At 68.6% G+C, this 26,698-nt stretch carries 30 protein-coding genes; 19 read left to right on the top strand and 11 right to left on the bottom strand.

Features of this window, described 5'->3' with window-relative positions:
- The first annotated feature begins 13 nt into the window (after window positions 1-13).
- From ACFULV_RS09220 to ACFULV_RS09210, 3 genes are read left to right on the top strand one after another with little or no spacing between them, the layout of a single operon-like run.
- Complete coding sequence (locus tag ACFULV_RS09220) at window positions 14-853, top strand: ABC transporter ATP-binding protein (protein ID WP_378654869.1); 840 nt, start codon at window positions 14-16, stop codon at window positions 851-853.
- Window positions 850-1,614: an ABC transporter permease gene (locus ACFULV_RS09215; protein ID WP_378654866.1), complete on the top strand. Its 765-nt coding sequence runs from the start codon at window positions 850-852 to the stop codon at window positions 1,612-1,614. The genes ACFULV_RS09220 and ACFULV_RS09215 overlap by 4 nt, the downstream gene beginning before the upstream one ends.
- Before the next feature lie 13 nt (window positions 1,615-1,627).
- Window positions 1,628-2,770, top strand: coding sequence for an ABC transporter substrate-binding protein (locus tag ACFULV_RS09210; protein ID WP_378654863.1), 1,143 nt, complete (start codon window positions 1,628-1,630; stop codon window positions 2,768-2,770).
- 51 nt (window positions 2,771-2,821) lie between these two features.
- On the opposite strand, the gene ACFULV_RS09205 is transcribed toward ACFULV_RS09210, so the two are convergent.
- Window positions 2,822-3,325 (bottom strand): nitroreductase/quinone reductase family protein, encoded by a 504-nt coding sequence (locus ACFULV_RS09205; protein WP_378627439.1) that lies wholly within the window; start codon window positions 3,323-3,325, stop codon window positions 2,822-2,824.
- Between the two features lie 58 nt (window positions 3,326-3,383).
- Between ACFULV_RS09205 and ACFULV_RS09200 the strand changes: the two genes are divergently transcribed.
- Window positions 3,384-3,752, top strand: coding sequence for an arsenate reductase family protein (locus ACFULV_RS09200; protein ID WP_378654860.1), 369 nt, complete (start codon window positions 3,384-3,386; stop codon window positions 3,750-3,752).
- 1 nt (window position 3,753) lies between these two features.
- On the opposite strand, the gene ACFULV_RS09195 is transcribed toward ACFULV_RS09200, so the two are convergent.
- The 5 genes from ACFULV_RS09195 to ACFULV_RS09175 form a co-directional block, all read right to left on the bottom strand.
- Window positions 3,754-4,305, bottom strand: coding sequence for an NUDIX domain-containing protein (locus ACFULV_RS09195; protein ID WP_378654857.1), 552 nt, complete (start codon window positions 4,303-4,305; stop codon window positions 3,754-3,756).
- A 91-nt stretch (window positions 4,306-4,396) separates the two neighbouring features.
- A complete protein-coding gene (yidC, locus tag ACFULV_RS09190) occupies window positions 4,397-5,281 on the bottom strand; it encodes a membrane protein insertase YidC (RefSeq protein ID WP_378654854.1) in 885 nt (294 codons plus the stop codon).
- Window positions 5,282-5,374: 93 nt separating this feature from the next.
- Window positions 5,375-5,674: a DUF6412 domain-containing protein gene (locus ACFULV_RS09185; protein ID WP_378627447.1), complete on the bottom strand. Its 300-nt coding sequence runs from the start codon at window positions 5,672-5,674 to the stop codon at window positions 5,375-5,377.
- A gap of 82 nt (window positions 5,675-5,756) precedes the next feature.
- Window positions 5,757-6,770, bottom strand: coding sequence for a DUF4873 domain-containing protein (locus ACFULV_RS09180; protein WP_378654850.1), 1,014 nt, complete (start codon window positions 6,768-6,770; stop codon window positions 5,757-5,759).
- A complete protein-coding gene (locus tag ACFULV_RS09175; RefSeq protein ID WP_378654847.1) occupies window positions 6,767-7,660 on the bottom strand; it encodes a diiron oxygenase in 894 nt (297 codons plus the stop codon). Before ACFULV_RS09175 ends, ACFULV_RS09180 begins: the two co-directional genes overlap by 4 nt.
- A 110-nt stretch (window positions 7,661-7,770) precedes the next feature.
- On the opposite strand from ACFULV_RS09175, the gene ACFULV_RS09170 reads away from it, so the two are divergent.
- The gene (locus ACFULV_RS09170) at window positions 7,771-8,496 is read left to right on the top strand and encodes a TetR/AcrR family transcriptional regulator (protein ID WP_378654843.1); all 726 of its coding nucleotides are present in this window, start codon (window positions 7,771-7,773) and stop codon (window positions 8,494-8,496) included.
- A 1-nt stretch (window position 8,497) separates the two neighbouring features.
- Here ACFULV_RS09170 and ACFULV_RS09165 read toward each other — a convergent pair whose 3' ends face one another.
- Window positions 8,498-9,679, bottom strand: a complete 1,182-nt coding sequence (locus ACFULV_RS09165) for a DUF418 domain-containing protein (protein ID WP_378654840.1) — start codon at window positions 9,677-9,679, stop codon at window positions 8,498-8,500.
- A 148-nt stretch (window positions 9,680-9,827) separates the two neighbouring features.
- Here ACFULV_RS09165 and dop point away from each other — a divergent pair, with 148 nt between their 5' ends.
- The 5 genes from dop (at window position 9,828) to pafA (ending at window position 14,777) form a co-directional block, all read left to right on the top strand.
- Entirely contained in the window at window positions 9,828-11,327 is a 1,500-nt protein-coding gene (gene dop, locus ACFULV_RS09160) for a depupylase/deamidase Dop (protein WP_378627455.1), read from the top strand.
- Window positions 11,328-11,446: 119 nt separating this feature from the next.
- Window positions 11,447-11,641 carry a ubiquitin-like protein Pup gene (locus ACFULV_RS09155; protein ID WP_019047503.1) on the top strand — a complete coding sequence of 65 codons (195 nt, stop codon included), beginning with the start codon at window positions 11,447-11,449 and terminating at the stop codon, window positions 11,639-11,641.
- On the top strand, window positions 11,638-12,483 hold the full coding sequence (gene prcB, locus ACFULV_RS09150) for a proteasome subunit beta (protein ID WP_378627456.1): 846 nt from the start codon (window positions 11,638-11,640) through the stop codon (window positions 12,481-12,483). The genes ACFULV_RS09155 and prcB overlap by 4 nt, the downstream gene beginning before the upstream one ends.
- Complete coding sequence (prcA, locus tag ACFULV_RS09145) at window positions 12,480-13,253, top strand: proteasome subunit alpha (RefSeq protein ID WP_378654837.1); 774 nt, start codon at window positions 12,480-12,482, stop codon at window positions 13,251-13,253. The genes prcB and prcA overlap by 4 nt, the downstream gene beginning before the upstream one ends.
- 165 nt (window positions 13,254-13,418) lie before the next feature.
- Window positions 13,419-14,777, top strand: a complete 1,359-nt coding sequence (gene pafA / locus ACFULV_RS09140; protein WP_194824832.1) for a Pup--protein ligase — start codon at window positions 13,419-13,421, stop codon at window positions 14,775-14,777.
- Window positions 14,778-14,870: 93 nt separating this feature from the next.
- Here the strand turns inward: pafA and ACFULV_RS09135 are convergent, their stop codons facing one another.
- Complete coding sequence (locus ACFULV_RS09135; RefSeq protein WP_378654834.1) at window positions 14,871-15,506, bottom strand: TetR/AcrR family transcriptional regulator; 636 nt, start codon at window positions 15,504-15,506, stop codon at window positions 14,871-14,873.
- A 128-nt stretch (window positions 15,507-15,634) separates the two neighbouring features.
- Between ACFULV_RS09135 and ACFULV_RS09130 the strand changes: the two genes are divergently transcribed.
- The 6 genes from ACFULV_RS09130 (at window position 15,635) to ACFULV_RS09105 (ending at window position 21,975) form a co-directional block, all read left to right on the top strand.
- Window positions 15,635-16,786: an acyl-CoA dehydrogenase family protein gene (locus ACFULV_RS09130; protein ID WP_378654832.1), complete on the top strand. Its 1,152-nt coding sequence runs from the start codon at window positions 15,635-15,637 to the stop codon at window positions 16,784-16,786.
- A 16-nt stretch (window positions 16,787-16,802) separates the two neighbouring features.
- Entirely contained in the window at window positions 16,803-17,555 is a 753-nt protein-coding gene (fabG, locus tag ACFULV_RS09125) for a 3-oxoacyl-ACP reductase FabG (protein ID WP_378654829.1), read from the top strand.
- A 16-nt stretch (window positions 17,556-17,571) separates the two neighbouring features.
- The gene (locus ACFULV_RS09120) at window positions 17,572-18,729 is read left to right on the top strand and encodes an acyl-CoA dehydrogenase family protein (protein ID WP_378654826.1); all 1,158 of its coding nucleotides are present in this window, start codon (window positions 17,572-17,574) and stop codon (window positions 18,727-18,729) included.
- The gene (gene pcaF / locus ACFULV_RS09115; protein ID WP_378654823.1) at window positions 18,726-19,925 is read left to right on the top strand and encodes a 3-oxoadipyl-CoA thiolase; all 1,200 of its coding nucleotides are present in this window, start codon (window positions 18,726-18,728) and stop codon (window positions 19,923-19,925) included. Before ACFULV_RS09120 ends, pcaF begins: the two co-directional genes overlap by 4 nt.
- A gap of 104 nt (window positions 19,926-20,029) precedes the next feature.
- On the top strand, window positions 20,030-21,523 hold the full coding sequence (locus ACFULV_RS09110) for a long-chain fatty acid--CoA ligase (RefSeq protein ID WP_378654821.1): 1,494 nt from the start codon (window positions 20,030-20,032) through the stop codon (window positions 21,521-21,523).
- Window positions 21,520-21,975, top strand: a complete 456-nt coding sequence (locus ACFULV_RS09105; protein WP_378627470.1) for a MaoC family dehydratase — start codon at window positions 21,520-21,522, stop codon at window positions 21,973-21,975. Before ACFULV_RS09110 ends, ACFULV_RS09105 begins: the two co-directional genes overlap by 4 nt.
- A gap of 50 nt (window positions 21,976-22,025) precedes the next feature.
- Here ACFULV_RS09105 and ACFULV_RS09100 read toward each other — a convergent pair whose 3' ends face one another.
- Genes ACFULV_RS09100 through ACFULV_RS09090 form a run of 3 tightly spaced genes read right to left on the bottom strand, consistent with a single transcriptional unit; the run spans window position 22,026 to window position 23,556 of the window.
- Entirely contained in the window at window positions 22,026-22,409 is a 384-nt protein-coding gene (locus tag ACFULV_RS09100; protein ID WP_378654818.1) for a VOC family protein, read from the bottom strand.
- A complete protein-coding gene (locus ACFULV_RS09095; protein ID WP_378654816.1) occupies window positions 22,406-23,221 on the bottom strand; it encodes a helix-turn-helix domain-containing protein in 816 nt (271 codons plus the stop codon). The genes ACFULV_RS09100 and ACFULV_RS09095 overlap by 4 nt, the downstream gene beginning before the upstream one ends.
- Before the next feature lie 29 nt (window positions 23,222-23,250).
- Window positions 23,251-23,556 (bottom strand): MTH1187 family thiamine-binding protein, encoded by a 306-nt coding sequence (locus ACFULV_RS09090; RefSeq protein ID WP_378627478.1) that lies wholly within the window; start codon window positions 23,554-23,556, stop codon window positions 23,251-23,253.
- 98 nt (window positions 23,557-23,654) lie between these two features.
- Between ACFULV_RS09090 and ACFULV_RS09085 the strand changes: the two genes are divergently transcribed.
- Genes ACFULV_RS09085 through ACFULV_RS09075 form a run of 3 tightly spaced genes read left to right on the top strand, consistent with a single transcriptional unit; the run spans window position 23,655 to window position 26,655 of the window.
- On the top strand, window positions 23,655-24,650 hold the full coding sequence (locus ACFULV_RS09085) for a helix-turn-helix transcriptional regulator (protein ID WP_378627480.1): 996 nt from the start codon (window positions 23,655-23,657) through the stop codon (window positions 24,648-24,650).
- Window positions 24,647-25,630: a helix-turn-helix transcriptional regulator gene (locus tag ACFULV_RS09080; RefSeq protein ID WP_378654812.1), complete on the top strand. Its 984-nt coding sequence runs from the start codon at window positions 24,647-24,649 to the stop codon at window positions 25,628-25,630. The genes ACFULV_RS09085 and ACFULV_RS09080 overlap by 4 nt, the downstream gene beginning before the upstream one ends.
- Window positions 25,627-26,655 (top strand): 2-dehydropantoate 2-reductase, encoded by a 1,029-nt coding sequence (locus ACFULV_RS09075; protein ID WP_378627483.1) that lies wholly within the window; start codon window positions 25,627-25,629, stop codon window positions 26,653-26,655. Before ACFULV_RS09080 ends, ACFULV_RS09075 begins: the two co-directional genes overlap by 4 nt.
- The last annotated feature ends 43 nt before the right edge of the window (window positions 26,656-26,698 follow it).

The following is a 26,698-nucleotide window of genomic DNA, read 5'->3' as shown; positions in this document are numbered from 1 at the left end:
GGAAGAAGTACCCATGACCACCTCAGTCGCCGAATCCGGCAGCCCGGGGTCGCCGGTGTCGGCCGCGGTCGAACTGAGCCATCTCGGCAAGACCTTCGTCGCCGGTGCGGTGACGGCACTGTCGGATGTCTCGCTCACCGTCGCGGCGGGCGAATTCGTCTCGCTCATCGGACCTTCCGGCTGCGGCAAGTCCACCCTGCTGCGGATCGTCGCCGATCTCGAGACGCCCAGCAGCGGCAGTGTCACCGTGCACGGCAAGCCGGCGCGGCAGGCACGGATCGATCAGGACTACGGCATCGCGTTCCAGCAGGCCGGTCTGCTCGACTGGCGCACGGTCGCGGCCAATGTCGAACTGCCCCTGGAATTGCACAAGGTGCCGAAGGCGCAGCGCAGGGCGCGCAGTGCCGAACTGCTCGCCATGGCCGGGCTCAGCGAGTTCGCCGACCGGTATCCGGCCGAACTGTCCGGCGGCATGCAACAGCGCGTCGCGATCGCCCGCGCGCTGGCTCGCAAACCGTCGCTGCTGCTGATGGACGAACCGTTCGGTGCACTCGACGAGATGACCAGGGAACGCATGCAGGGCGAGTTGCTGCGCATCGCGGGGGAGACCGGCGCCGCCGTCGTGTTCGTCACCCACTCGATTCCCGAGGCGGTGTACCTGTCGGACCGGGTGGTGGTGCTGTCCGCACGACCGGGCCGGATCAGCGACATCGTGGCGACCGGCGGCTGGGATCGCGAGGCGGGCACCGATGTGCGGGCGTCCGCGCAGTTCTTCGCCGCCGTCGCCGCGGTGCGCGCGGCCCTGCGCGGCGAGCACGACGACACCGCCGTGGCGGGACGGGACCTGCGATGAAGACCTGGTTGCCGCCGGTACTGGTCGGCATCGTCGTCCTCGCGCTGTGGCAGGTGCTCACCGTGGTGGCGGGCGTGCCCTCGTTCCTGCTTCCCGCGCCCAGCGCGATCGCCACCCAGTTCGGCGAGAACGCGGGCCGGATCCTGGAGGCCTCGCTCGCCACCGGCACGAACGCGCTGATCGGGTTCGTCGCAGGGACGGTACTCGGCCTGGCCGCCGCCGTTCTCGCGGTGCGATTCGGCGTGATCGACGGGCTGCTCACCCCGCTGGCCGCCGCCGCTGCCGCGGTACCGATCGTGGCGCTGGCACCACTGCTGAACTCGATGTACTCCACCACCACCGAGACGCCGCGACGGCTCGTGGTCACCATCGTCGTGTTCTTCCCGGTCTTCGTCAGCACCGCTCGCGGACTGCGGCAGGTGCCGAAGGTGCAGGCCGACCTGATGACCTCCTACGCCGCGTCGGGATGGCAGATCACCCGCACCGTGCGCCTGCCCGCCGCGCTGCCGCACCTGTTCACCGGACTGCGGATCGCGGCACCCGGCGCGGTCATCGCGGCCATCATCGCCGAGTACTTCGGCGGCCTGCAGAACGGACTCGGCAGCCGGATCACCTCCGCCGCGGCCAATACCGCCTATCCGCGGGCCTGGGCCTATGTCGTCGGCGCGATGTGCGTGGGCCTGGTGTTCCTGGCCGCCGTGCTGCTGCTCGAACAACTCACCCGTCGACCCCGAACCCCACTGCTGTCCACGATCCGATGAGGGAGATCAATCCATGACCGAGACCGCACTCCGGTTGCGCACCGCGCTGGCGGTGGCCGCCGTGGCCGCCGCCGCGCTGACCGGCTGTAGTACCACCGACAGTGGCTCCGAGACCACCGCCGACGGCCTCACCAAGGTGACCCTGCAGCTGCAATGGTTCAAACAGGGGCAGTTCGCGGGCTACCTGGCCGCGGTGGACCAGGGGTTCTACAAGGAGCAGGGCCTGTCGGTGGAGATCCTCGACGGCGGCACCGACATCGTCCCGCAGACGGTGCTCGCCCAGGGCCAGGCCGACTACGCGGTGGCCTGGGTGCCCAAGGCACTGGCGTCGCGGGAGGCGGGCGCCGGGATCACCGAGATCGCTCAGATCTTCCAGAAATCGGGCACCAAGCAGGTTTCGTTCAAGTCCGAGAACATCGCCGGGCCCGCCGCGCTGCGAGGCAAGACCGTCGGAAACTGGGGCTACGGCAACGAATTCGAGCTCTTCGCCGGGATGACCAAGGCGGGCATCGATCCGGCCGAGGACGTGAAACTGGTCCAGCAGCAGTTCGACATGAACGCCTTCCTCGCCAAGGACATCGCCGCCGCCCAGGCCATGTCCTACAACGAGTACGCCCAGCTGCTCGAAACCAAGAATCCGGCCACCGGAAAGCTCTACACCGCAGACGATTTCACCACCATCGACTGGAACGACGAAGGTGTGGCCATGCTGCAGGACGCGCTGTGGGCCAACACCGAGAAGCTGAAGGACAGCAAGTACCAGGATCAGACGGTGAAGTTCCTGACCGCCTCGCTCCAGGGCTGGGCGTTCTGCCGCGACAACCTCGACAAGTGCCGCGACATCACCGTCGCCGCGGGCGCCACACTCGGCGCCGGGCACCAGCAGTGGCAGATCAACGAGGTGAACAAGCTGATCTGGCCCTCACCCGCGGGCATCGGCACCATCGACGAGACCGCATGGGATCGCACGGTCTCGATCGCCAAGAACACCAAGAACGCCGAGGGCGCAACGGTTCTCACCAAAGACCCCGATGCCGACGCCTACACCACCGAGTATGTCACCAAGGCGCTCGACCGATTGAAGGCCGCGGGCGTGGACGTGACGGGTGCGAGCTACCAGCCCGCGCAGGTCACCCCCACCGAGGGCGGTAAGTAGTCACCCCCACGCGACGGTCCATCGCACGGCCGATGGATCGTCGCCGTGTGTTCAGAGCGGAGTCAGGCCGATGACCACACCGCCCTGCTGCCAGGTCTGGTAGATGTCGGCCTCGGACGGTTGGCCGTCGGGGAGGTAGCCGATGCCGTTGAACTTCGCGTTCTGCTTGTTGTCGCGCGCGATCACCGCGAACAGCTCCAGGACGTGCTGTTCGTCGGTGTACACGGTGGCGGTGAAGGTTTCGGGTGCGCCGCCCCGCGACAGGCGCACCTGCGCGCCGCCCTGGAGATTCTTCACCCACGGTCGCAGCGCGGTGCCGATCAGCAAGTCGCCGCCGTGCACGGTGTAGGCCACCGGGACGTCGTAGACGACGCCGGATCTGCGTCCGACAACATGCAGGGTGGCCAGCCGTTTGCCGACGATGCCGGACAGCACCGGCACCTTCAGCAGGCCGCGGATGAGGGTATTGAGCTGGGATTGGAAGGAGCGGATCGGCTCGGGGCCGGTGGTCGTCGGTGTGCCGTAAGGGTTTTCGGGAGACGCGGAATCGCTCATGATCCCAGTATCGCCACGTGCGAGCGTGCCCGCAGTGCAGGTGACCTACGCTGCGAAGATGACATCTGGGCAGACCGAGATCTGGCACAACCCGCGCTGCACGAAGAGCCGCAACGCCACCGCGCACCTCGACGCGGCCGGCGTGGAATACACCGTGCGCCGCTACCTCGATGATCCCCCGACTGTCGAGGAACTGCGAGCGGTGCTCACGCGGCTGGGTGCGCAGCCGTGGGATATCACCCGCACCGGGGAGCAGATCGCCAAGGATCTCGGAATGGCGGAATGGGGGCGCACCGAGGCCGATCGGGACCGGTGGCTGAATGCTCTGGCGCAGCATCCGAAGCTGATCCAGCGGCCCATCGTGCTCACCGCCGACGGCGGTGCGGTGGTGGCCCGCGACGAGCAATCGCTGCGCGCGCTCGACTGAGTCAGGGTCGCGAGCCGTCGTCGCCGATGAGCAGGCCGTCCAGGACTGCCCGCGTGTCGGGAACGAACGGCCATGCCGGATCACGCAGGTGCGCACGCAGTTCGGCATCGGTCCACCACCAGCCGTCCGCGATCTCGGACGGCTGGTGGACGAACGGACCGTCGGAGCGGTACTCGTAACCGAACAGGTGGCAACGCAGCGCGCGGCCCGCCCAGCCGCCGTCCCAGGACGCGGTGGCGCGCAACGGAAGTACCGTGCCGGACGGGACGACGATGCCCAGCTCCTCGCGAAGTTCGCGGATCGCGGTGTCGGACGGTGTCTCACCCGCGTCGACCACCCCGCCAGCGAGGCAGTCGTGCATCCCCGCGAAGACGAGTTTGGTGTCGGTGCGCCGGTGGACGTACACGCGCATTCCGTCGGACGATCGCACGAGAACGCCCGCGCTCGCGTGCCACAGGCCCTCGCGGTACACGGTGCCCCGATCGGCCTCGCCGATCACCAGCCCCTCGGCGTCGTAGACGGCGAGCAGTTCGTCTTCCGGATTCGCTGACACTGCCCGAGGGTAACTGCCGGGAGCGCTGACCGGCGCGCGGTCATCGGCCGCGAGTGCGGGGCATCACGGTCCCCGCATCTCGGCCTGTGATTCACCGTTTCCGGCGCTGGGGCTTCACCCCCGGCCGCGGAGCGGCGGCTCGGGCCGCCGTGGTGACCAGCGCCTTCTTCGCGGATTCCTCGGCGGCCAGAGTGCGCCGGATCAGATACTGCTGGCCGCAGGTCCACAGCGCGTTGGTGGCGAAATAGGTGAGCACGACGACAGGCAGGACGGCGCCGCTGACGAGCGCACCCGCCGGGAACACCCACAGCGACAAGGTGCGCATGATCGCGGCCGTGCTGTTGTCCGCGACCGCCGGGGTGAGCCGGGCCGTGAAGTGCGTGGCGAGGGCGGCGATCAGCACCAGCGGGATGGCGAGTGCCGCGACCGCGACGACAACCTCACCCGCGCCGGACAGGGTCGCCGACAGCGGTGCGCCGAACAATCTGGCATCGAGGAACGCGCGGACCTCGGGTGCGCCGAACAGGTAGTTGGCGGTGGCGTTGTTGACCTCGACCGGCAGCGGGCTGTCCGTCGAGGTGAACGGGCCGACCGCGTAGGCGCCGGTCCGGTCGAAGGAGCGCAACACGTGGAACAGGCCGAGGAAGACCAGCCCCTGCGCGATCAGCGGTCCGAACCCGGCGAACATGCTGACGTTGTGCTCGCGCTGGAGCAGCCGGATCTGCTCGGCCTGGGCGCGCGGGTCGTCGCGGTGGGTGCGGCGAATGGCGTCCATCTGCGGTTGCAGCGAACGCAGGACTTGCTGGGAGCGGGCTTGCCGCAGCGCGGTGCGCACGAGCAACGCGCGGACGGTGACGACCAGCGCGACGACCGCGAGAAGCCAGGCCAGACCACTGGCCGCGCCGAGCGGGATCGCGAAGAGCTGGTGCCAGCACCACAGGACCGCGGACACGGGAAAATAGACGAAATCGAGCATGACGGGACGACCTGTCCGTGCAGCGTGCGCGAACGCACGAAAGGGGAATGGGATCGCGGGATCCGACAGGCGGCGCCGACGGCGCGGCACCTGTCAGAGGTGATCGATCCCCGGAGCTCGTGGACGTGGCCGCCCGGCGGCATCCGGATTGCTCTGTCGCAGAAAGGAACCGCGCAGGCGGCGCTGTGCCGACCGCGGTGGACCCACACTCGCGACCCGGACAGGCAGGTGACTGCGGCCGGTGATCGCGACCAGCGCACACACCATCGCGGCGGCGACCGCACCGAACGCGAGCATGCGGGTGGCCTCGCCGCCCGGTGTGGAGATGAGCACGAAGGCGGGCAGCACGCACGCGAGAACCGCGTACGCCACCACCATCGCCCGTGCCTGCATGTCACCGATCATACCGACGCTGGAAGGTGCCGGTGGTCGCCCGCGGAGTCCGATAGCCCACTCGCCGTGCGTGGGCGTGGCTCTACGTCTCGAGCGCGAAGGGCGGGGTGCCGACACCGGTGACACGGAGATTGCCCCACGGGTCGCGTTCGGTGAGGTTCGCTGCCGCGGGTTCGCGGCCCGGCAGGACGAGTAGGGCGCAGGCTCGCGTCGGGTCGGGGAGCGAAGTGGACTCGGCGGGGTCGAGGCGGCCGTACCAGTGGTAGCGGCCGTCGATCGGGTCGGTATGGCCGGTGAGGGTGGCGATGACGGGATATTCGGCGCCGGGTAGATCCAGGACGGCAGGCCCGGCGTAGTCGTGATCCGAGTGCCGGTCGGCGGCGACGGTGATGTCGAAGTGGTGGGGTTTCGGGCGGCCCGGGCGACGTGTGCTCAGGGTCGGATCGAGCAGGCGGTGGTATTCGTGCTGGGTGCTGGCTCGCACTTCGATCCGGGTGCCTGATTGCCGCTGCAGAGCGCGGACCCAGGTGGCGATGAGATCGATTCGGACCGACTGGGCGACCGGCGGTTCCTCGACGGCGAGCTCGGTATTGCCGACGAAGAACAGGTTCGGGAAGCCATGGGTCGCGATCCCGCGAAAGGTGACCGGAGCGTGCGACCACGCCGCGTCGAGCGTGCGAGCCTCACGTCCCGTCACCGGTAGTCGGACGCCGGACGCTGTCGCGGGCAGGGCGCCGCGGTGACGGTGTGCGGATTCCGATGCGGCGCCGGCCCGCAGGCGCCAGGTGGTGTCGGCGGCCAGAATCACCACCCTCGCCTGGGCGGGCGCGTTCCCGGCCGAGTGGATCAGCCAGTGGTCCCCGGCCTCGTCGAAAACGAGTTCGCTGATATCGGCCAGCCGCCGGGGGACCGGCCGATCCTCGCGAGACAGCCATCTGCGCGGTGCCGTCCACGGTGTCCGGCGCTGTCCGCCGACCGGAGATCGGGACGCATCGCCCGCTGAAACCGGTTCGTAGACACATATTTCGGCGATTCCGGCCGCTCGCAGCCGCCGCGCGATCGCCCGGGATTCGGTCCCGATGACCGCGACGCTCACAGCAGACCCACCGCCCGCCACCGCCTGCGCCCGGCCGATCCGATCAGTCCGTGCTGACCCAGGAACGTCACCAGCTCCGCCGCCCCGGTCGCCCTGGATTCCCGCGCGACCGGATTACGAAGTGCCGCACCACGTGCCTGTCGACCGTCGAGCCCGGCGCGAATGTACATGTGCCGGTTGGTGATCAGCGACACGAACAGCGGTCCGGCCACCGCCACACACAGGCGGATATAGGCCCGCTCACCGGCCGACATCGCGGGCACGCGCCGCGCCAGCGCGTCCCTGGCGAACCCGATGTGGCGTGCCTCCTCGGTGACGTGGATGCGCATGGCGCGCGCGACGATCGGCTGCAACTGCGGATCGTCGAGCATCCGTCGCTGCAGGGCGTCGAAGATCTCCTCGCCGACCAGGGCCGCCACCCACACCATCGGGCCGTGCAGCACGGCGGGTAGCGCGGTGATCGCGAGCCGCGCCGCCGGACGCGGCCAGTACGGGCGGGCCTCGACGCGCTCGATGAGTTTGCCGAACATCATCATGTGCCTGCACTCGTCGGCCATCTCGGTGAGCGTGTAGTGCGAGGTCGCGGACGTGGGATCGCCGCGCAGCAGCTCGCGCAGCAGCAGCCGGTTGAGCAGGTTCTCGAACCAGATGCCGACCGAGAGCACATTGGCCAGTTCCTGGCGCGAGAGTTCCCGCTGCTGGTCGGGCGTCATCGCGGCCCACAGGTCGGTCCCGTAGAGCGAGATGACGCGCGGTGGCAGGAACAGCTTCGCCGGGTCGAGGGGTTCGGCCCAGGCGATGTCGACCACCGGGTCGTAGGTTCTTCGCAGCGAGCCGATCAGCAGGCGCTGGGCGAAGGAATCGCGCGGGGAGGCGGTAGCGTTGCGCATCGCGGGCTCACTCTCGGCGGAACGTGCCACGCTTGGTGTTACAGCGTGTATCACCAAGGTTAGTGGAACGCGGTGTCACGGTCAACGTCGGCACGGGTATCGTTAGCACTGTGACTGCCCCATCCGCGCACGCCGATCAGACCGCCGCCGACGGTCGCGCCACCCGCTGGCACGGGCACAAAGAGCGCCGTCGCGCGGAGATGATCGACGCCGCCATCGAGGTGATCGAGGAACACGGTCTCGAGATCTCGGTGCAGCTGATCGCCGAGCATCTGGCGCTGCCACGACCGGTGGTCTACCGCCATGTCGGTGGCCGGGCCGAACTCGACGCACTCGCGCGGCAGCGGATCCTGGAATTGCTGCTCGCGGAGTTGCTGCCCGCGCTGCAGTCCGACGGCGCACTCAAAGACGCCGTGCGCGGCGCCATCGGCACCTATCTCGGCTGGATCGAGCGCCACCCGAACCTGCACCGATTCCTCGGCGATGCGGCACCACAGGGCGCGCCGAGCCTCAGCGGCGCGGGCCGTGCGGTGGGTGGACAGCTCGCCGACATCTTCGCGGCGACCCTGGCCCGCTTCGGCATCGACCCGGCGCGCGGGCGGCCGATGGCGTTCGGCATGGTCGGCCTCGTCGACGGTGTGGTGGCGAGTTGGCGCGCGGACCCGGAGCCGGTGCTCACCACCGAGCAGGTGCAGGGCATTCTGACCGAGTCGGTGTTGTCGCTGTTCGAGGGCAATGCCCGCAGTCTCGGAGTTCCGCTGCAACGGGATTCGCTCATCGCCGACCTGCTCATCGCGCCGGACGCGGCCCCGCCGCCCGACGAGCGGCTGCGCTGACTCACCCGGCCAGCGCGCGATAGGTTCGATTCCACAGCCACTCCACGGGACCGCGCTCGAAACGTCGCAACCACAGGTGCGCGAAGGCGATGATCGCGACGGCCACGACCAGGTAGATCGCCACCGTGAACGGCACCCTGGCCGAATCCGGTACCCGCGCCGCCAGCCCGAAACCCCAGCCATAGCAGAGGATTCCGGCGATCAGATTCTGCAGGATGTAGCAGCTGAGCGCGGTGCGGCCGACCTCGCTCAGCCGTGTGCCCGCGAACCCGAGGTGTGGCCTGCGCAGGTAGAACTCGGCGACCGCGGCCAGGATTCCGAGGGCGACGAACGGTGCCGTCGCGTACCGTGCGACGAAGATGAAGTCGCCGCCGCCCGCGAGGCCCAGCGCCAGATCCAGCGGGGCGGCGATCGCGAACCCGAGCGCCATGAGCCGCCGTCGAATGCGCGCGCCCTCGGGTCGGAAGACGCCCGCCCGGAACAGTCGCGCGCCGAGCAGGAACAGGGCGATCGACATCGGGAACACGAAGATCGCCTCGAGCCGGAAGATCAGCGCGTGGTCGAGGCGGAACAGCACCAGATCCCAGAAGGAGCCGTCCGCGTAGGGATTGGGATCCAGCGGCGACGAGTCGGCGCTGTCCTGCTGTGGCGCGAAGGCCAACGCGGCGGCTATCGACGTCAGCATCGTCACGTGGACCGAGGCGGCGATGATCAGCCAACGGCGTTGCGCTCGTTCGGTTGTCGCGAGTATGTAGGCGACGACGAGGCCGGTCATCGCGTAACCCATCAGGACATCGAACTCGGCGACGAACAGAAAGTTCAGCAGGCCGTCGAGGAACAGCAGCCCCGCGCGGTACGGATATCTGCCGGGCCACGGCCGGCCTGCCCGCTGTGCCGAACCCTGCTGGATGGCCAGGCCGATCCCGAACATCACCGTCAGCAGGCCGAGGAACTTGCCCTGCGCGAGCTGCTGGAGTACCCGCTCGGACCACATCCAGGCGTTCTCGGGGGCCGTGGCGAGCTCGTCGAGGTAGCCGACCATGCCCGCCGGGTTGGTGAAGATCCAGATATTGGTGCCGAGGGTGCCCAGGATCGCGATGCCGCGCAGCACATCCAGCGCGATCAGGCGAGCGGGCCGGGGCGCGACGGGCGCTTCGGTGGTGGGTGCTACGACATCGGTCATGCACCGAGTATCAGCGCGTGAGCGGCCCGGCGGATCGCTCACGAGAACGATTCCGGGGTCCCCCTCTTGGGGGAGGTTGCCGGCCTCCAGCAGCCCCGCTGGGCAGAGATGCGGGTGCGGGTACAGCGCGTCGCCTAGGCTCGACGGTATGCAGCGCATCATCGGAATCGAGGTCGAATACGGCATCTCGACCCCTACGGAGCCGACGGCCAACCCGATCCTCACCTCCACGCAGGCCGTTCTCGCCTATGCCGCCGCCGCGGGAGTGCCGCGAGCCAAGCGCACCCGCTGGGACTACGAGGTGGAATCCCCGCTGCGTGACGCGCGTGGTTTCGACCTCAGCCGGATGAGCGGGCCCGCCCCGGTCATCGACGCCGACGAGGTCGGCGCGGCCAACATGATCCTCACCAACGGCGCCCGGCTCTACGTCGACCACGCCCACCCGGAGTACTCCGCCCCCGAGGTCGTCGACCCGCTCGACGCGGTGATCTGGGACAAAGCGGGCGAGCGGGTGATGGAGGCGGCCGCCCGGCACGCGTCGAGCGTGCCGGGGGCGCCCCGGCTGCAGCTGTACAAGAACAATGTCGACGGCAAGGGCGCGTCCTACGGCACCCACGAGAACTACCTGATGAGCCGCGACACCCCCTTCAGCCACATCATCGCCGGACTGACCCCGTTCTTCGTCTCCCGCCAGGTGATCTGTGGCGCGGGCCGGGTCGGCATCGGTCAATCGGGTGACCACGCCGGTTTCCAGCTGTCCCAGCGTGCCGACTACATCGAAGTCGAGGTCGGCCTCGAGACCACGCTCAAGCGCGGCATCATCAACACCCGCGACGAACCGCACGCCGACGCCGACAAGTACCGGCGGCTGCACGTGATCATCGGTGACGCCAACCTCGCCGAGATGTCGACCTACCTCAAGGTCGGCACCACCGCGCTGGTGCTCGACATGATCGAGGCGGGTGAGGACCTCTCGGAGTTCCAGCTGGCCCGCCCGGTCACCGCCGTGCACCAGATCAGCCACGACCCGACGCTGCGCGCCACCGTCGCGCTGGCCGACGGACGCGAGCTGACCGGCCTTGCGCTGCAACGGCTCTACCACGAGCGCGTCGCCAAGTTCGTCCAGCGCGAAGCCAACGAAGACCCGCGCGTGCTCGACATCATCGACAAGTGGGCGATGGTCCTCGACCTGCTCGAGCGCGATCCGATGGACGCCGCGCACCTGCTCGACTGGCCGGCCAAACTGCGACTGCTCGAGGGCATGCGCACCAGGGAAGGCCTGGGCTGGGCCGCGCCCAAACTGCACCTGATGGACCTGCAGTACTCCGACGTTCGCCTGGACAAGGGGCTCTACAACCGGCTGGTTGCCCGCGGGTCGATGGAGCGGCTCGTCAGCGAACAGCAGGTGCTCGACGCGATGACCAACCCGCCCACCGACACCCGCGCCTACTTCCGCGGTGAGTGCCTGCGACGCTTCGGCGCCGATATCGCCGCCGCCAGTTGGGATTCGGTGATCTTCGATCTCGGTGGCGATTCGCTGGTCCGGATTCCGACGCTGGAACCGCGCCGGGGCACGAAAGCGCACGTCGGCAGGCTGCTCGATGCCTCGCGCACGGCCGCGGAACTGGTCGAGCAGCTCACCCACTGACGCGATCGAGGGGTCGACTGCGCGACAATCCGATCGCTATCGACCACCTTGTCGGATCCGCTCGGTAGGGTTGTGGGACACACACGATCATCGTGATGAGGAAGAGGAGGTCGGCTGCCATGGCACAAGAGCAGACCAAGCGCGCCGGGGGTGGCGACGAGGACGAGGGCCCCGAGGGCGTAGACGCGGCAGGGCAGGAACGCCGCGAGAAGCTCGCGGAGGAAACCGACGACTTGCTCGATGAAATCGATGACGTGCTCGAAGAGAACGCCGAAGACTTCGTGCGGGCATATGTGCAGAAGGGCGGCCAGTGACCCCAGGTGACCCCTTGCGCCTCCACGCGGGGCGGGCTCTCTCCTCGTTCACCGAACATCTCCGCATGCACGCTCCGGACCTGTTGCCCGCCAACAGGTTTCCGGTCTCGGATCTGACCGCGACGAAGGATCTGGCGCCGCACGGCACCACCATCGTCGCGGTCACCTACCGTGGCGGCGTGCTGATCGCGGGCGACCGCAGGGCCACCATGGGTAACCTGCTGGCCAGCCGCGACACCGAGAAGGTGTACATCACCGACACCTTCTCGGCCGCGGGTATCGCCGGTACCGCGGGCATCGCGATCGAGATGGTGCGGCTGTTCGCCGTGGAGCTGGAGTACTACGAGAAGATCGAAGGTGTGCCGCTCACCTTCGACGGTAAAGCCAACAAGCTGTCGAAGATGGTTCGCGACAACCTGCCTGCCGCCATGCAGGGCCTGGCCGCGATCCCGCTGCTGGTCGGTTTCGACGACCAGATCCTCGACCTCGACCGGTCCGGCCGCATCGTGTCCTACGACGTGGTCGGCGGGCGCAGCGAGGAGCGGTTCGGCTACACCGCCGTCGGCTCCGGTTCGACGTTCGCGAAGTCGTCGCTGAAGAAGCTCTACCAGCGCGGCATCGACCAGGACCGGGCGCTGCGGATCGCGGTCGAATCCCTGTTCGACGCCGCCGACGACGACACCGCCACCGGTGGCCCCGACATGCTGCGCGGGATCTACCCGACAGCGGTGGTGATCGACGCCGACGGTGCGGACGAGATCGGTGAGGATCGTCTCGCCGAGATCGCCCGCGGTGTGATCGCCGACCGGGAAGCCGCGGAAGAAGGGGGCGCCGTCCTATGACGCTGCCGTATTACGCCTCGGCCGAGCAGATCATGCGCGACAAGACCGAGCTCGCCCGCAAGGGCATCGGTCGCGGTCGCAGTGTGATCGTGCTGGTCTACGCCGACGGCGTGCTGTTCGTCGCCGAGAACCCCTCGGCGACGTTGCACAAGGTCAGCGAGCTCTACGACCGCGTCGGATTCTCCGCGGTCGGCAAGTACAACGAGTTCGAGGCCCTGCGCCGCGGCGGCATCTTGCAGGCCGACCTCAAGGGTTACCAGTACGACCGGCGCGATGTCACCGGGCGTGGGCTGGCCAACCTGTACGCGCAGACCCTGGGGTCGATCTTCACCGATCAGCTCAAGCCCTACGAGGTGGAGATCTGCGTCGCCGAGGTGGGTTATCCCGAACAGTCACCGACCTCGGTGCTGTACCGGATCACCTTCGACGGGTCCATCGTCGACGAACGCGAGTACGTCGTCATGGGCGGCACCACCGAGCCGATCCTGACCCAGCTCAAAGCCACCTACAAGCCGGGTCTGTCCCTGGACGACGCGTTGAAGGTGGCGATCGGCGCACTGCTGGCCGGTCAGCCCGAAGCCGACAAGGACAAGCGTTCGCTCGGTGAGGCCTCCCTCGAGGTGGCCACGCTCGAGCAGCAGCGGCCGCGCCGGGCGTTCCGCAGGCTGCAGGGCCCCGCCCTGGAGTCGGCGCTGGCCGCGTCGAAGTCCAAGCCCAAGCCGGTCAAAGAGGTGAAGCTGCCCGAACCCGACGACGACGCGGGGAAATAACCCACCGTCACGATCATGATCGGGCCTGCGAATCACACCGGTTCGCAGGCCCGATCTCGTCGTGTGCGCGGAGGTCGTTCGCTGTCCGAATCGTTGTGAACACGTATGCGAATGGGATGTCAGGAGCGCCGCGCGGGCACTGGTCATGGCTGTAGTGTCGATAGTGTGCAGCGACGAATCATGGGGATCGAGACCGAGTTCGGTGTGACATGCACCTTCCACGGTCACCGTCGGCTGTCCCCCGACGAGGTAGCCCGGTACTTGTTCCGCCGGGTGGTGTCCTGGGGCCGTAGCTCCAATGTCTTCCTTCGCAACGGTGCCAGGTTGTACCTCGACGTCGGATCGCATCCCGAGTACGCCACCGCCGAATGCGACAGCCTGGTGCAGTTGGTCACCCACGACCGCGCCGGCGAGCGGGTGCTGGAGGATCTGCTCATAGACGCCGAACAGCGCCTCGCCGAAGAAGGCATCGGCGGCGACATCTACCTGTTCAAGAACAACACCGACTCCGCGGGCAACTCCTACGGCTGCCACGAGAACTTCCTCGTGGTCCGGGCGGGCGAGTTCTCCCGGATCTCGGATGTGCTGCTCCCGTTCCTGGTCACCCGCCAGCTCATCTGTGGCGCGGGCAAGGTGCTGCAGACGCCGAAGGCGGCCACGTTCTGCCTGTCGCAGCGCGCCGAGCACATCTGGGAGGGCGTCTCCTCGGCGACCACCCGCTCGCGCCCGATCATCAACACCCGCGACGAGCCGCACGCCGACGCCGAGAAGTACCGGCGCCTGCACGTGATCGTCGGTGACTCCAACATGGCCGAACCGACCACCATGCTCAAGGTCGGTACCGCCTCGCTGGTGCTGGAGATGATCGAGGCAGGGGTGTCGTTCCGCGATTTCGCGCTCGACAACCCGATACGGGCCATTCGCGAGGTCAGCCACGATCTCACCGGCCGCCGTCCCGTGCGCCTGGCGGGCGGCCGCCAGGCCAGTGCCCTGGAGATCCAGCGCGAGTACTACGCCCGCGCCGTCGAGCACCTGCGCAACCGCGATCGCGATCCGCAGGTCGACGCGGTGGTGGATCTGTGGGGTCGCACCCTTGACGCGGTCGAGGCGCAGGACTTCGCCAAGGTCGACACCGAGATCGACTGGGTGATCAAGCGCAAGCTGTTCCAGCGCTACCAGGACCGCTACAGCATGGAGATGTCGGATCCCAAGATCGCCCAGCTGGATCTGGCCTACCACGACATCAAGCGTGGTCGCGGGGTCTTCGACCTGCTCCAGCGCAAGGGTCTGGCCAAGCGGATCACCGAGGACGACGCCGTCGATGCCGCCGTGGACACCCCGCCGCAGACGACGCGAGCCAAGCTGCGTGGTGACTTCATCACCGCCGCGCAGGAAGCCGGCCGCGACTTCACCGTCGACTGGGTGCACCTCAAGCTGAACGATCAGGCGCAGCGCACGGTGCTGTGCAAGGATCCGTTCCGATCGGTCGACGAACGCGTCGACCGGCTGATCGCCTCGATGTAGGCGAACCCCTCAGACGGGGGGACCGACAACAGAACCGGTGGCGCATGGGAGCGATCGCGTAGGCGCCACCGGTTTTGTTGTGTGTGGGCACGCTCAGTCCGCGGTGACGACGGTCGCGTAGGTGGCGGTGAGACCGGCGATGAACGCGGTGAGCGCCAATTCGAAACTGTCGTCATCGATTTCGTCGGCGATCGCCCGCAGCAGGTGTGCCTGATTCAGGTGCGGGTAGCGGTCGCGGTAGACCTGCACGTCGTCGGCGAAGCCGCCGGCGAACGAGCCCACTGTCGAACCCATGACCAGGTAGCGAGTGGCCGCGCCGATCATGGTGGCGTAGCGCGGTGGCCAGCCCGCGCCGACCAGACCGCCGTGGACGGCGTCGGCGGCGCGCAGGTTCTCGGCTCGGCGGCCCGGGCCGGTGGCCAGGTACGGCACGAAGTTCGGGTGGGTGGCCAGCGCGCCGCGATAGCTGCGCGCCCAGTCCGCGAGTGCGCGATCCCAGCTCATGGTGTCGAAGGCCGAGGTGTCGACGTGGCTCATGATGCCGGTGGCGATGTCGTCGAACAGGTCATCCTTGTTCGGGTAGTGGCCGTAGAGCGAGGCGGCCTGCACGCCGAGTTCGGCGCCCAATTTGCGCATGGAGACTTCGGCGAGCCCGTCGCGGTCGATCAGGACCAGCGCGGCGTCACGAATGCGCTCGCGGCTCAACAGCGGAACGCGCGGCCTCGCCATGCGGTACTCCCTCTCTCGTCGGGAATCGAACGGTATCACCGATGCCGAAAATGACTCTTGATTAACCGAACAGCGTTAGGATACGGTGCCCGAGTAAACCTAACGCCGTTTGGTTCAGGAGTGGTTCCGTGGATTTCCAGCTCACCCCCGCGCAGTCCGACCTGCGTGAACTCGCCCGAACATGGGTGGACAAGGAAGTCGTGCCGTACGCCGCGCAGTGGGATCGCGACGAATCGGTGGACCCGGCGATCGTCGGCAAACTCGGCGCTCTCGGCTTCCTCGGCATCGGGATCGCCGAGCAATACGGTGGCTCCGGCGGCGACACCTTCGACTACTGCCTGCTGCTCGAGGAGCTCGGACGCGGTGACAGCGCGGTGCGCGGCATCGTGTCGGTCTCGCTCGGGCTGTTCGGCAAGTCGATCGCCGCGTACGGCACCGAGGAGCAGAAGCAGCGATTCCTGCCCGGGATCTGCGCGGGTGAACAGCTCGGCTGTTTCGCGCTGACCGAGCCCGGCACCGGCTCCGACGCGGCGAATCTGGACACCCGCGCCGTCCGCGACGGGTCGGACTGGGTTCTGTCCGGCACCAAGATCTTCATCACCAACGGGACCTGGGCCGATCACGCGCTGGTGTTCGCTCGGACCGGTGGGCCCGGCCCCAAGGGTGTCACCGCGTTCGTGGTGCCGACGGACGCGCCGGGCTTCGGCCGGACCGAGATCAAGGGCAAGCTCGGGCTGCGCGGCCAGGCCACCGCCGAATTCGTCCTCGATCGCGTCCGGGTGCCCGACGCGCTGCGCCTCGGCGAGGAGGGGCAAGGCTTCCGGATCGCGATGTCCGCGCTCGACAAGGGGCGCATCGGGGTCGCGTCCGGGTGCGTCGGCGTGGCCCGTGCCTGCCTCGAAGCCGCGGTGCGTTATGCCGGTGAGCGCGAACAGTTCGGCAAGCCGATCGCCGGCTACCAGCTGGTCCAGGAGCTGCTGTCCGATATCGCCGTCGCGACCGACGCCGCCCGGCTGCTCGCGTGGCGCGCGGCCGATCTCGCCGACCGGGGGGAGGCCTTCGGCACCGCCGCGTCGATGGCGAAGCTGTTCGCTTCCGAGGCGGCGGTCTCCGCCGCGAACAACGCGATCCAGGTATTCGGCGGCTACGGCTACATCGACGAATACCCCGTCGCCAAATACCTGCGCGACGCGCGCGTACTGACCCTCTACGAGGGCACCAGCCAGATCCAGAAACTGCTCATCGGGCGCGCCCTCACCGGCGTGAACGCCATTGTCTGACACAGGAGTACGACCCATGACCCACAGAACAGCCTTCGTCACCGGGGCGGCTCGCGGCATCGGCGCGGCGACCGCCGCCCGCTTGGCCGAGGACGGATTCGCCGTTGCCGTCGTCGATCTCGACACCGACGCCGCGGCACTGACCGCCGCGAAGATCACCGCGGCGGGCGGCACCGCGATCGGCCTCGGCTGCGACGTCGCCGATGAGGCGCAGGTGGCCGATGCCGTCGCTCGCACCGTGGCCGACCTCGGCTCGCTCGACGTGCTCGTGAACAACGCGGGCGTGCTGCGCGACAACCTGCTGTTCAAGATGTCGGTCGAGGACTGGGACACGGTCATGGCGGTGCACCTGCGCGGCGCGTTCCTGTGCAGCAAGACCGCGCAGAAGCACATGGTGGACAACGGTGGCGGCGCCATCGTCAACACCTCGAGCGTCTCGGCGCTCGGCAATCGCGGCCAGGCCAACTACGCGGCCGCCAAAGCGGGCATCCAGGGCCTGACCCGCACCCTCGCCATGGAACTCGGCCCGTTCGGGATCCGCGTCAACGCGGTCGCGCCCGGCTTCATCGCCACCGAGATGACCGCGGCCACCGCGGCGCGCATGGGCGTGAGTGCCGAGGACCTGCAGGCGAAGACCGCCGAGATCACCCCGCTGCGACGGGTCGGCGTGCCCGCCGACATCGCGAACGTGGTGGCGTTCCTCGCCTCCGACGATGCCGGCTTCGTCACCGGACAGACCCTGTACGTCGACGGCGGACGCCGTCTCTAGATTGCGGAGAAACCTCATGCAGAGAACAGTTTTCAACGACGAGCACGAAGCATTCCGCAAGACCGTGCGGGCGTTCATCGAATCGAAGGTCTCGCCGGTCTACGACCGGTGGTACGAGGCGGGCATCGTGCCGCGCGAGTTCTACGCCGAGCTGGCCGACCTCGGGGTGTTCGGCATCGAGGTGCCCGAGCAATACGGTGGCGCCAGCATCGAATCGTTCAAGTTCCAGGCGATCCTGCTGGAGGAAACCACCCGCGCCGGTGTGTCTTTCGGCGGCTCCGGCGTGCACGTGGGCCTGTGTCTGCCGTATCTGAAGAACCTCGCGACCGAAGAACAGAAGCAGCGCTGGCTGCCGGGATTCGTCTCGGGCGAGATCATGTTCGCGATCGCGATGACCGAGCCCGGCACCGGCTCCGACCTCGCCGGAATGCGTACCACCGCACAGCTGTCCGAGGACGGCACGCACTATGTGCTCAACGGGTCCAAGACCTTCATCACCGGCGGTGTACACGCCGACCGGGTGATCGTCTGCGCGCGGACCGCTCCGCCGTCGGAAACAGATCGCCGCCACGGGATCTCGCTGCTCGTCGTCGATACGAAGTCGCCGGGGTACGCGGTGGGACGCAAGCTGGACAAGCTGGGTCTGAAGGTCTCCGACACCGCCGAGCTGTCCTTCACCGACGTGCGGGTTCCGGTGTCGGACCTACTGGGGGAGGCGAACAGGGGATTCAGCTACCTGGGCCAGAATCTGCCGCAGGAACGGCTCTCGATCGCGCTCGGCGCCTATGCCCAGGCCAAGGCAGCGATCCGGTTCACTCTCGAGTACACCAGGGGCCGTCACGTTTTCGGCCAGCCGGTCGCGCAGTTCCAGAACACCAAGTTCGAACTGGCCGCCTGCCAGGCCGAGGTCGACGCCGCCGAGGCGGTCGTCGACCGGGCACTGGAGGCCCTCGACCGCGAGGAACTCACCGCCGCCGACGCGGCCTCGGCCAAACTGTTCTGCTCCGAGGTGGCCTCGCGGGTGATCGACCGCTGCCTGCAACTGCACGGCGGTTACGGCTACATCAACGAGTACCCGGTGGCCCGCCTGTACGCCGACAACCGGGTCAACCGGATCTACGGCGGCACCAGCGAGGTGATGAAGATGATCATCGCCAAGGACATGGGCTTGTGACGGGCACCGCGTATCTGGTGGACGGTGTGCGAACGCCGTTCGGCCGGTACGGGGGCGCGCTGGCCGGGGTGCGTCCCGACGACCTGGCCGCGCACGCGATTTCCGCCCTGGTCGAACGGCTTCCGAGCGTGGACTTCGACGCGGTCGACGATGTGGTGCTCGGTTGCGTGAACCAGGCCGGTGAGGACAATCGCAATGTCGCGCGGATGGCCGCGCTGCTGGCGGGTCTGCCGGTGACCGTGCCCGGTGTGACGGTCAACCGGCTGTGTGCTTCGGGTCTGGATGCCGTGGGCTACGCGGCCAGGGCGATCCGGGCCGGTGACGCGGATCTGGTGATCGCCGGCGGTGTGGAGTCGATGACCAGATCGCCCTATGTCCTGCCGAAAAGCGGTGCACCCTGGGATCGGTCGGCCCAGCTCGCCGACACCACGATCGGCTGGCGGTTCGTGAATCCGCGGATGCACGAACGCTACGGCACCGACACGATGCCCGAGACCGCGCAGAACATCGCCGACGAGTACACGATCGCGCGCGCTGATCAGGACGCGTTCGCCCTGCGCTCCCAGCAGCGGGCCGCGGCGGCGATCGCCCGGGGCAGGCTGGCTCGCGAGATCACCGCGGTCCCCGTGCCGCAGCGTCGTGGCGAACCGGTACTCGTCGATCGGGACGAGCATCCGCGCGAGACCAGCGCGCACTCGCTCGCCGCGTTGCGGGCGGTGGTACCCGGCGGGTCGATCACCGCGGGAAACTCCTCGGGGATCAACGACGGTGCCGCGGCGCTGTTGCTGGCTTCCGAGGATGCCGTTCGCCGGTACGGTCTCACACCGCTCGCACGAGTCGGGGCGATGTCGGCGGCGGGCGTAGCGCCGCGGACCATGGGCATCGGTCCGGTTCCCGCCGTCGAAAAACTGCTCGCTCGAACAGGTTTGACCATCGGCGAGGTCGATGTGCTCGAGCTCAACGAGGCCTTCGCCGCGCAGGCGCTCGCGGTACTGCGCGGGCTCGGCCTGCCCGACGATGCCGATCACGTGAACCCCAACGGTGGCGCGATCGCACTCGGTCATCCGCTCGGTGCCAGCGGTGCGCGACTGGCGCTCACCGCCGCGATGGAACTCGCCGACCGCGATGCCCGTCATGGGATCGCGACCCTGTGTGTCGGTGTCGGCCAAGGCCTCGCCGTCCACCTCCACCGCTGACCGGTGCGGTGATCACCGCTGGTGGTCACCGCACCCACGCCCACGCCCCCGCTCCCCGCGGTGGCCGCCCCGCTTCTCGCCATCGCTGTCGTTAGGAACCACCCGTGAACGCCACCCTCTCCCTGGCGAGCATTCTCGCCGAACCCGCCCGCCGCCGACCCAACCACCTCGCCCTGATCGAAGGCGACACCCGCGTCACCTTCGCCGATCTCTGGCTGCAGGCCCGCGAGCAAGCAAGTGCCCTGATCGCGCGTGGCGTGAAACCCGGTGACCGGGTGGGCCTGCTGTGTCCGAACACCGCCGACTTCCCGCGCGCCTATTTCGCCATCCTGGCCGCGGGCGCGACCGTGGTGCCCGTGCATCTACTGCTCACCGCGCCGGAAATGGAGTACGTGTTGCGCGACAGCGGTGCCTCACTGCTGATCTGTCATCCGATGGTCGCGGCCACGGGCGCTGAAGCCGCGAGCAGCGCGGGCATCGACGTCGTCGCGCCCGAAGAGCTTGTCGGCGAGGCGATCTCGAACTTCCTCTCCCGTAGCCCGCTCGATACCGCGGTCGTCTTCTACACCAGCGGTACCACCGGCACACCCAAGGGGGCCGAACTGAGCCACCTCAACATGGTGATGTGCGCGACGGTGAACACCTTCGACGCCAACGAGATCCACCGCGACGACATCGCTCTCGGCGCGCTGCCGCTGTTCCACGTGTTCGGCCAGACGGTGTCGATGAATTCGCACTGGCGAGTCGGTGGCACCCTGGTGTTGATGCCGAGATTCGATGCCGCCGCCGCTATTTCGCTGATGGCGGCCGAGCGGGTCAACCTGTTCCACGGTGTGCCAACGATGTACCTGTCGCTGATCGAGGCGGCGGCTTCGGCACCGGCCATGCCCGAGCTGAAACTGTGCGTCAGCGGCGGCGCCGCACTGCCCGTCGCCGTACTCGAGGAATTCGAGCGGAACTTCCACGCACCGGTGCTCGAGGGGTACGGCCTGTCGGAGACCTCGCCGACCGCCGCGGTGAACCAGCCGTGCTTCGGCACCGAGGCGGGCACCGTGGGGCATCCGGTGTGGGGCGTCGACGTGGAGATCGCCGATCCCGCGATCACCGACCGCATCGAATTGTTGCCGATCGGCGACGTCGGGGAGGTTGTGGTGCGTGGGCACAACGTGTTCAGCGGTTACACCGGCAGGCCGGAGGCGACCGCGGCCGCGGTGGTCGACGGCTGGTTCCGCACCGGCGACCTCGGCACCCGCGACAAGACCGGTCGGGTGCGCATCGTCGACCGGATCAAGGAGATGATCCTGCGCGGCGGATTCAATGTGTATCCGACCGAGGTCGAAGCGGCCCTGATGCGGCACCCACGGATCGCGCAGGTGGCGGTGATCGGGGTACCCGACCCCCATTACGGTGAGGAGATCGTGGCGGTCGTCGTGCCCGAGGGCGCGCTGACCGAGCGGGAGGTGATCGACTTCGCCAAGCAGCAGGTCGCGAAGTACAAGTACCCGCGCCGCGTCGAGTTCGTCACCGAGCTACCCCTGGGCCCCACCCACAAGGTTCTCAAACGCGCACTGCGCCAACGTTTCGGAGGAACGGCATGACCACGGACTTCGCTGATGTCGACGCCCTGCGGGCGGCGGTCGGCACAGAACTCGGCCCCAGCGACTGGATCACCGTCGACCAGCGGCGCATCGACCTGTTCGCCGAGGCCACCGACGATCACCAGTGGATCCACGTCGACGCCGAACGCGCCGCCGCGGGCCCCTACGGAACCACCATCGCCCACGGCTTCCTCACCCTGTCGCTGATCGTGCCGATGACCCAGCAGATCATGACCGTCAGCGCGGCGAAGGCGGGCATCAACTACGGCCTCGACCGAGTCCGCTTCCTCACTCCCGTCCCGGTCGACAGCCGTATTCGGGCCCACCTCACGCTCACCGAGGTCACCGAGGTGCCCGGCGGCGTCCAAGTCCACCGGCACGTCACCGTCGAGCTCGAAAACGCCGACCGCCCAGCGTGCGTGGCCGACTCGATCGCCCGCTGCATGCTGTGAGATCCGGCCGTGGTGAGTGCACCCCGCGCTCGCCACGGTGGCTCGGCGGCCTATCGCAGGTCGCCGCTGAGGATCCAGAGGTGCCCGAAGGGGTCCTTCACCCTGCCCTGCCGCTTGCCGTAGGGACGGTTGTCGACGGGGATCACGACCTCGGCTCCGTGCTGCGCCATCCGCTGCGCTGTCGCGTCGGGATCGGCGACAGTGAGCACGAGGAGCACCGGCGAGCCACCCACCGACCCGGGGTCGGACCACCCCCACTCCTGGACACTCTGTGCCAGGGCGAACACGACGGAGCCGAGCGTGAGTTCGGCGTGGTGCACCACCGCGTCCTCGGCGACGCGCAGACTCACCTCGGCTCCGAGCGCCTGGGTGTAGAAGGTGATCGCGGCGTCCGCGTCGGAGACCAGCAGTTTCGGGACCAGTTGGCTGTTCATCTTTCCCATGCTCGTCGAGCAGGGCGTTGCCGGCCTTGTAGATTTCGGCCCTCTTCCGCGAGCCAGCCGGTCGGCGTGGTGTTCATGAGGTCGCGGAACTCGCGCACGAGGTGGCTCTGGTCGTGGTAGCCCGACTCGGCTGCCACCTGGGCCCAGGATGTCGCGCCGGTGCCGGCGCGGTGCACCGCGCACTCGAGACGGGCCACGCGGGAGGCGAATTTCGGGGTGACCCCCAGCGAACGTCGCATCACCTCGCGCAGACGCCGGGCGCTCAGGTGCACGTCGTCGGCGAGATCGTCGACCGACGCTGTTCCCCTCCCGGCTCTGATCAGATCCAGCGCGCGCAGGGCGTGGTCGGCGGTGGTGTCGTACCCGGCCCGGTTCAGCTGGTCGAGCAGCCGAATGCGCAGAACAGCCTCGCGTCGACCGGCCGGGAGCTCCGCCAACTCCTCACACATCGAACTCACCCACGGCAGTACGGCGTCGGCGATCACGCCGCCCGCGTCCACCTCACTCAGTGGCATGCCGATCAGGCGGCGCATGGCCGATGCCGACAGCTCGGCATAAGCCGTCGGCTGCCTCGGCAGCAGGGTGGTGACCGGCGTCGCGAGCCCCGGCCGCAGCAAGCCGGCCACGACAGCCTGCGTGCGCAAGGTCTGTCCGTCGTAGTCGACCTCGAGCGGGGCCCCGAGACCGACAACGAGTCGAGCCGACAAGGTGGGGACGGCCCGATGCGCCCGAGCCGGGCCGACGTGCTCGCTGATCGACACCACGCCGATGCCCGCGGCACGGCATGCCGGACGGAGTTCCACCCTCGCATTCTCGCATCCGTGGGCGTCGGCTACCCGTCGGCGAGGTAGCGCTCGACCGTGTCGACCTTGCTGTGCAGCGCGTCGGTGACCCCGGGGCGGATGTCGGCCTTGAGGACCAGGCTGCAGCGGGGTGCGGTGACCAGGATGGCGTCGGTGGCGGCTTTGATCACTGCCATCACCTCGTCCCATTCGCCCTCGAGGGTGGTGAACATCGCGTCGGTGCGGTTCGGCAGGCCGGAAGCGCGTACCACCCGGACGGCCGCGGCGACCGCTTCGCCGACCGAGCCGTCGTGGTGGGCGGAACCGCTGGGAGCAACGGAGAAGGCGACGAGCATCGTGATCCTTTCGACGGGTGGGTCCCATGGTCGCGGGACCGTGGCCCAAGTGTGCGCCGACGCGCGGGGGACCGGGCGCGACCATTACCCTCTATCGAGTGGCGATATCCAAGGTCGAGCGGCTGATGAATCTGGTCATCGCGCTGCTGTCGACCAGGCAGTTCCTGAGCGCGGAACGTATTCGCGCCAGCGTGGCCGGTTACGAGGACTCCGCGACCGACGAGGCGTTCAGCCGGATGTTCGAGCGCGACAAGAACGAATTGCGCGATCTGGGCATCCCGTTGGAAGTCGGTCCGGTGGGACGGTTCTCGACACTCGAGGGATACCGGATCAACCGGGACGCCTACGAGCTGCCCGATATCGACCTGACCAGCGAGGAAGCCGCGGCGGTCGCCGTCGCGGTGCAGATGTGGGCCTCACCGGAATTGGCGGGCGCGGCCGAGGGCGCGCTGTTGAAGCTGCGCGCGGCCGGAGTCACCGTCGAGACCGACAACGTCGGGGTGTCGGTGCCCGCGGTGCCCGCCCGCACCCGAGGGTCGGAGCCGGTGTTGCGGGAACTCCTCGCGGCGATCGACGCGGGGCAGGCGGTGCGATTCGGCCACCACAGCGCTGTCACCGATCCGTTCGTGACCCGCGATGTCGAACCGTGGGGGGTGGTGACCCGCCACGGGCGCTGGTATCTGGTCGGCCACGACCGCGAACGCGATGCCGTTCGCACGTTCCGGCTCTCGCGGATCGGGGGACAGGTGCGGCCGTACGGTCCGGTCGACGCGGTCCACAAGCCCGCGCACACCGACCTGCGCGCGATCGTCGACCGGGTCACCGGCGACGCTCCCGTCACCGGGTCGGCCACCGTGTGGGTCGCGAAGGGCCGCGGTCGCGAATTGCGCCGCATCGGCACCGAAGTCGACACCCGTGACCTGGGCGGACGTCCCGGCTCGGTGCTCGAGGTGCCGGTGCGATCCCGCGACTGGGTGGCCAGGCTGATCACCGGCCTCGGTCCTGATGTTCTCGTTCTGGAACCACCGGAACTGCGCGCCGACGTGATGAACCGGCTACGGTCGGTACTCGACCACACGGAGGTCACGTCGTGAGTTCGCGTCTGTCCCTACGCCTTTCGCGCCTGCTGAACATGGTGCCGTACCTGCTCGCGCACCCGGGTATCAGCGCGGCCGAGGCCGCCGCCGAACTGGGGGTCACCACCAAACAGCTGATGAGCGACCTCAATCAGCTGTGGATGTGCGGATTGCCGGGCTACGGTCCCGGCGATCTGATCGACCTGTCGTTCTCCGAGGAGAGCATCGAGGTCACCTTCTCGGCCGGTATCGAACGGCCGCTACGGCTCACCTCCACCGAGGCCACCGCGCTGTTGGTGGCGCTGCGCTCGATCGTGGAGATGCCGGGCATGGTCGATCCGACCGCCGCGCACGCCGCCATCGCCAAGATCGAATCGGCGATCGCCAGCACCGACGCCGTCGTCACCGGCAAGCCGGTCGATGTCCCCGTCGAGAAGCCGGTGGTCGCGACCGTGCGCGCCGCTCTCGCCGACGCGCGAGCCCTGCGCCTGGTCTACTACTCCGCCAGCCGCGACGAGGTGTCCGAACGCATCGTCGACCCGATTCGCGTGGTGCTGGTCGACAACAACAGCTACCTGCAGGCCTGGTGCAGGCAGGCCGAAGGCGTTCGCCTGTTCCGGTTCGATCGGATCGAGGACGCCACCGAACTCGACGAACCCGCCCACGCGCCGAGCCACGCCGCCAACGACGCCGCGGCACTCGACCTGTTCCAGGACGACCCCGATGTGCCGCTGGCCCGGCTCCGGATTCGCGCCGACTACGCCTGGGTGCTCGACCAGTACCCCATGCACCGCATCGAATCGCGCGCCGACGGCAGCATCGAGGCGGGCATGCGCTTCGCCTCACCGGACTGGATGGCCCGGCTGCTGCTCGGCTTCGGCACCGGCGTCACCGTGCTCGGGCCACCCGAACTGGTGGCGGCGGTGCGCCTGCGTGCCGACGCCGCCCTGGCCGCCTACGCGGCCGCCGGACTGGTGGGGGAGACCGAACCCGCGTGAGTCAGCGAGTACTGGTCCTCGGCGCGGGCAGCGTCGGGGTTTTCGTCGGCGGTCACCTGGCCGCCGCGGGCATGGAAGTGATCTTCGTCGGCCGTCAGCGGATCCTCGACGACATCGCCGAACACGGCCTGCGCCTGACCGATCTGGACGGCGGCTCGACCGAGGTGACGCCCGACCGGTTCGGCCTCGCGCTCGAGCCCGACGAACCCGAGTTGGCCGATCTGGTCCTGGTGACCGTGAAATCGGCCGACACCGCCGCTGCGGTCCGTGCGGTCGCGGGCCGATTACGCCCCGGCACGCCGGTGGTGAGCCTGCAGAACGGCATCGGCAACGCCAGCGTGATCCGAGAGATCCTGCCGACCAGCATCGCCCTGGCCGGGATGGTGATGTTCAACGTGGTGCACAGCGGTCGCGGGTGTTTCCACCGCGCCAGCGATGGCGACCTCGCGATCCAGGACGACAAGGTCGTCGACCGCTTCGCCGACGGTTTCCGGGCGGCGGGACTGCCGCTACGCCGCCACCGCGACCTGCGTCCGGTGCAATGGGCGAAACTGCTGCTCAATCTGAACAACCCGATCAACGCGCTGTCGGGCAGGCCGCTGCGCGAGGAGCTCGCCGAGCGTGACTACCGCCGCTGCCTCGCGCTGACCCAGTCCGAAGCCCTCGCCGTGATGAACACTGCGCGAATTCGGCCCGCGCAGCTCACCCCCGTTCCGCCCGAGTTGATGGTGCATTTGCTGCGTGTTCCCGACGCGGTCTTCCGGCGGGTGTTCGGTCGGGTGCTCGCCATCGATCCGCTCGCCCGCTCGTCGATGGCCGATGACCTCGCGCTCGGCCGACGGACCGAAATCGCGTGGTTGTGCGGGGAAATCGTGCGCCTCGGCGACATGGTCGGGCACCCGACGCCGGTCAACCGGAGGTTGACTGAGCTGATCAGGATCGCCGAGTCCGGCGACACCACCCGGTTCACCGGAAGCCGGTTGTTCGCCGAGCTGACCGGGGCGGCGGCCGCTGTCGCGGGTTGAACGCGTGGCGAACACCGCTGCGGCTCGGCGTCCACCACGGTCC

The sequence above is a fragment of the Nocardia sp. NPDC057272 genome (assembly GCF_042668615.1).
Classification (GTDB): Bacteria; Actinomycetota; Actinomycetes; order Mycobacteriales; family Mycobacteriaceae; genus Nocardia.
Note: the sequence above shows the minus strand (reverse complement) of the source record. Positions and strands in the feature narration are given on the sequence as shown.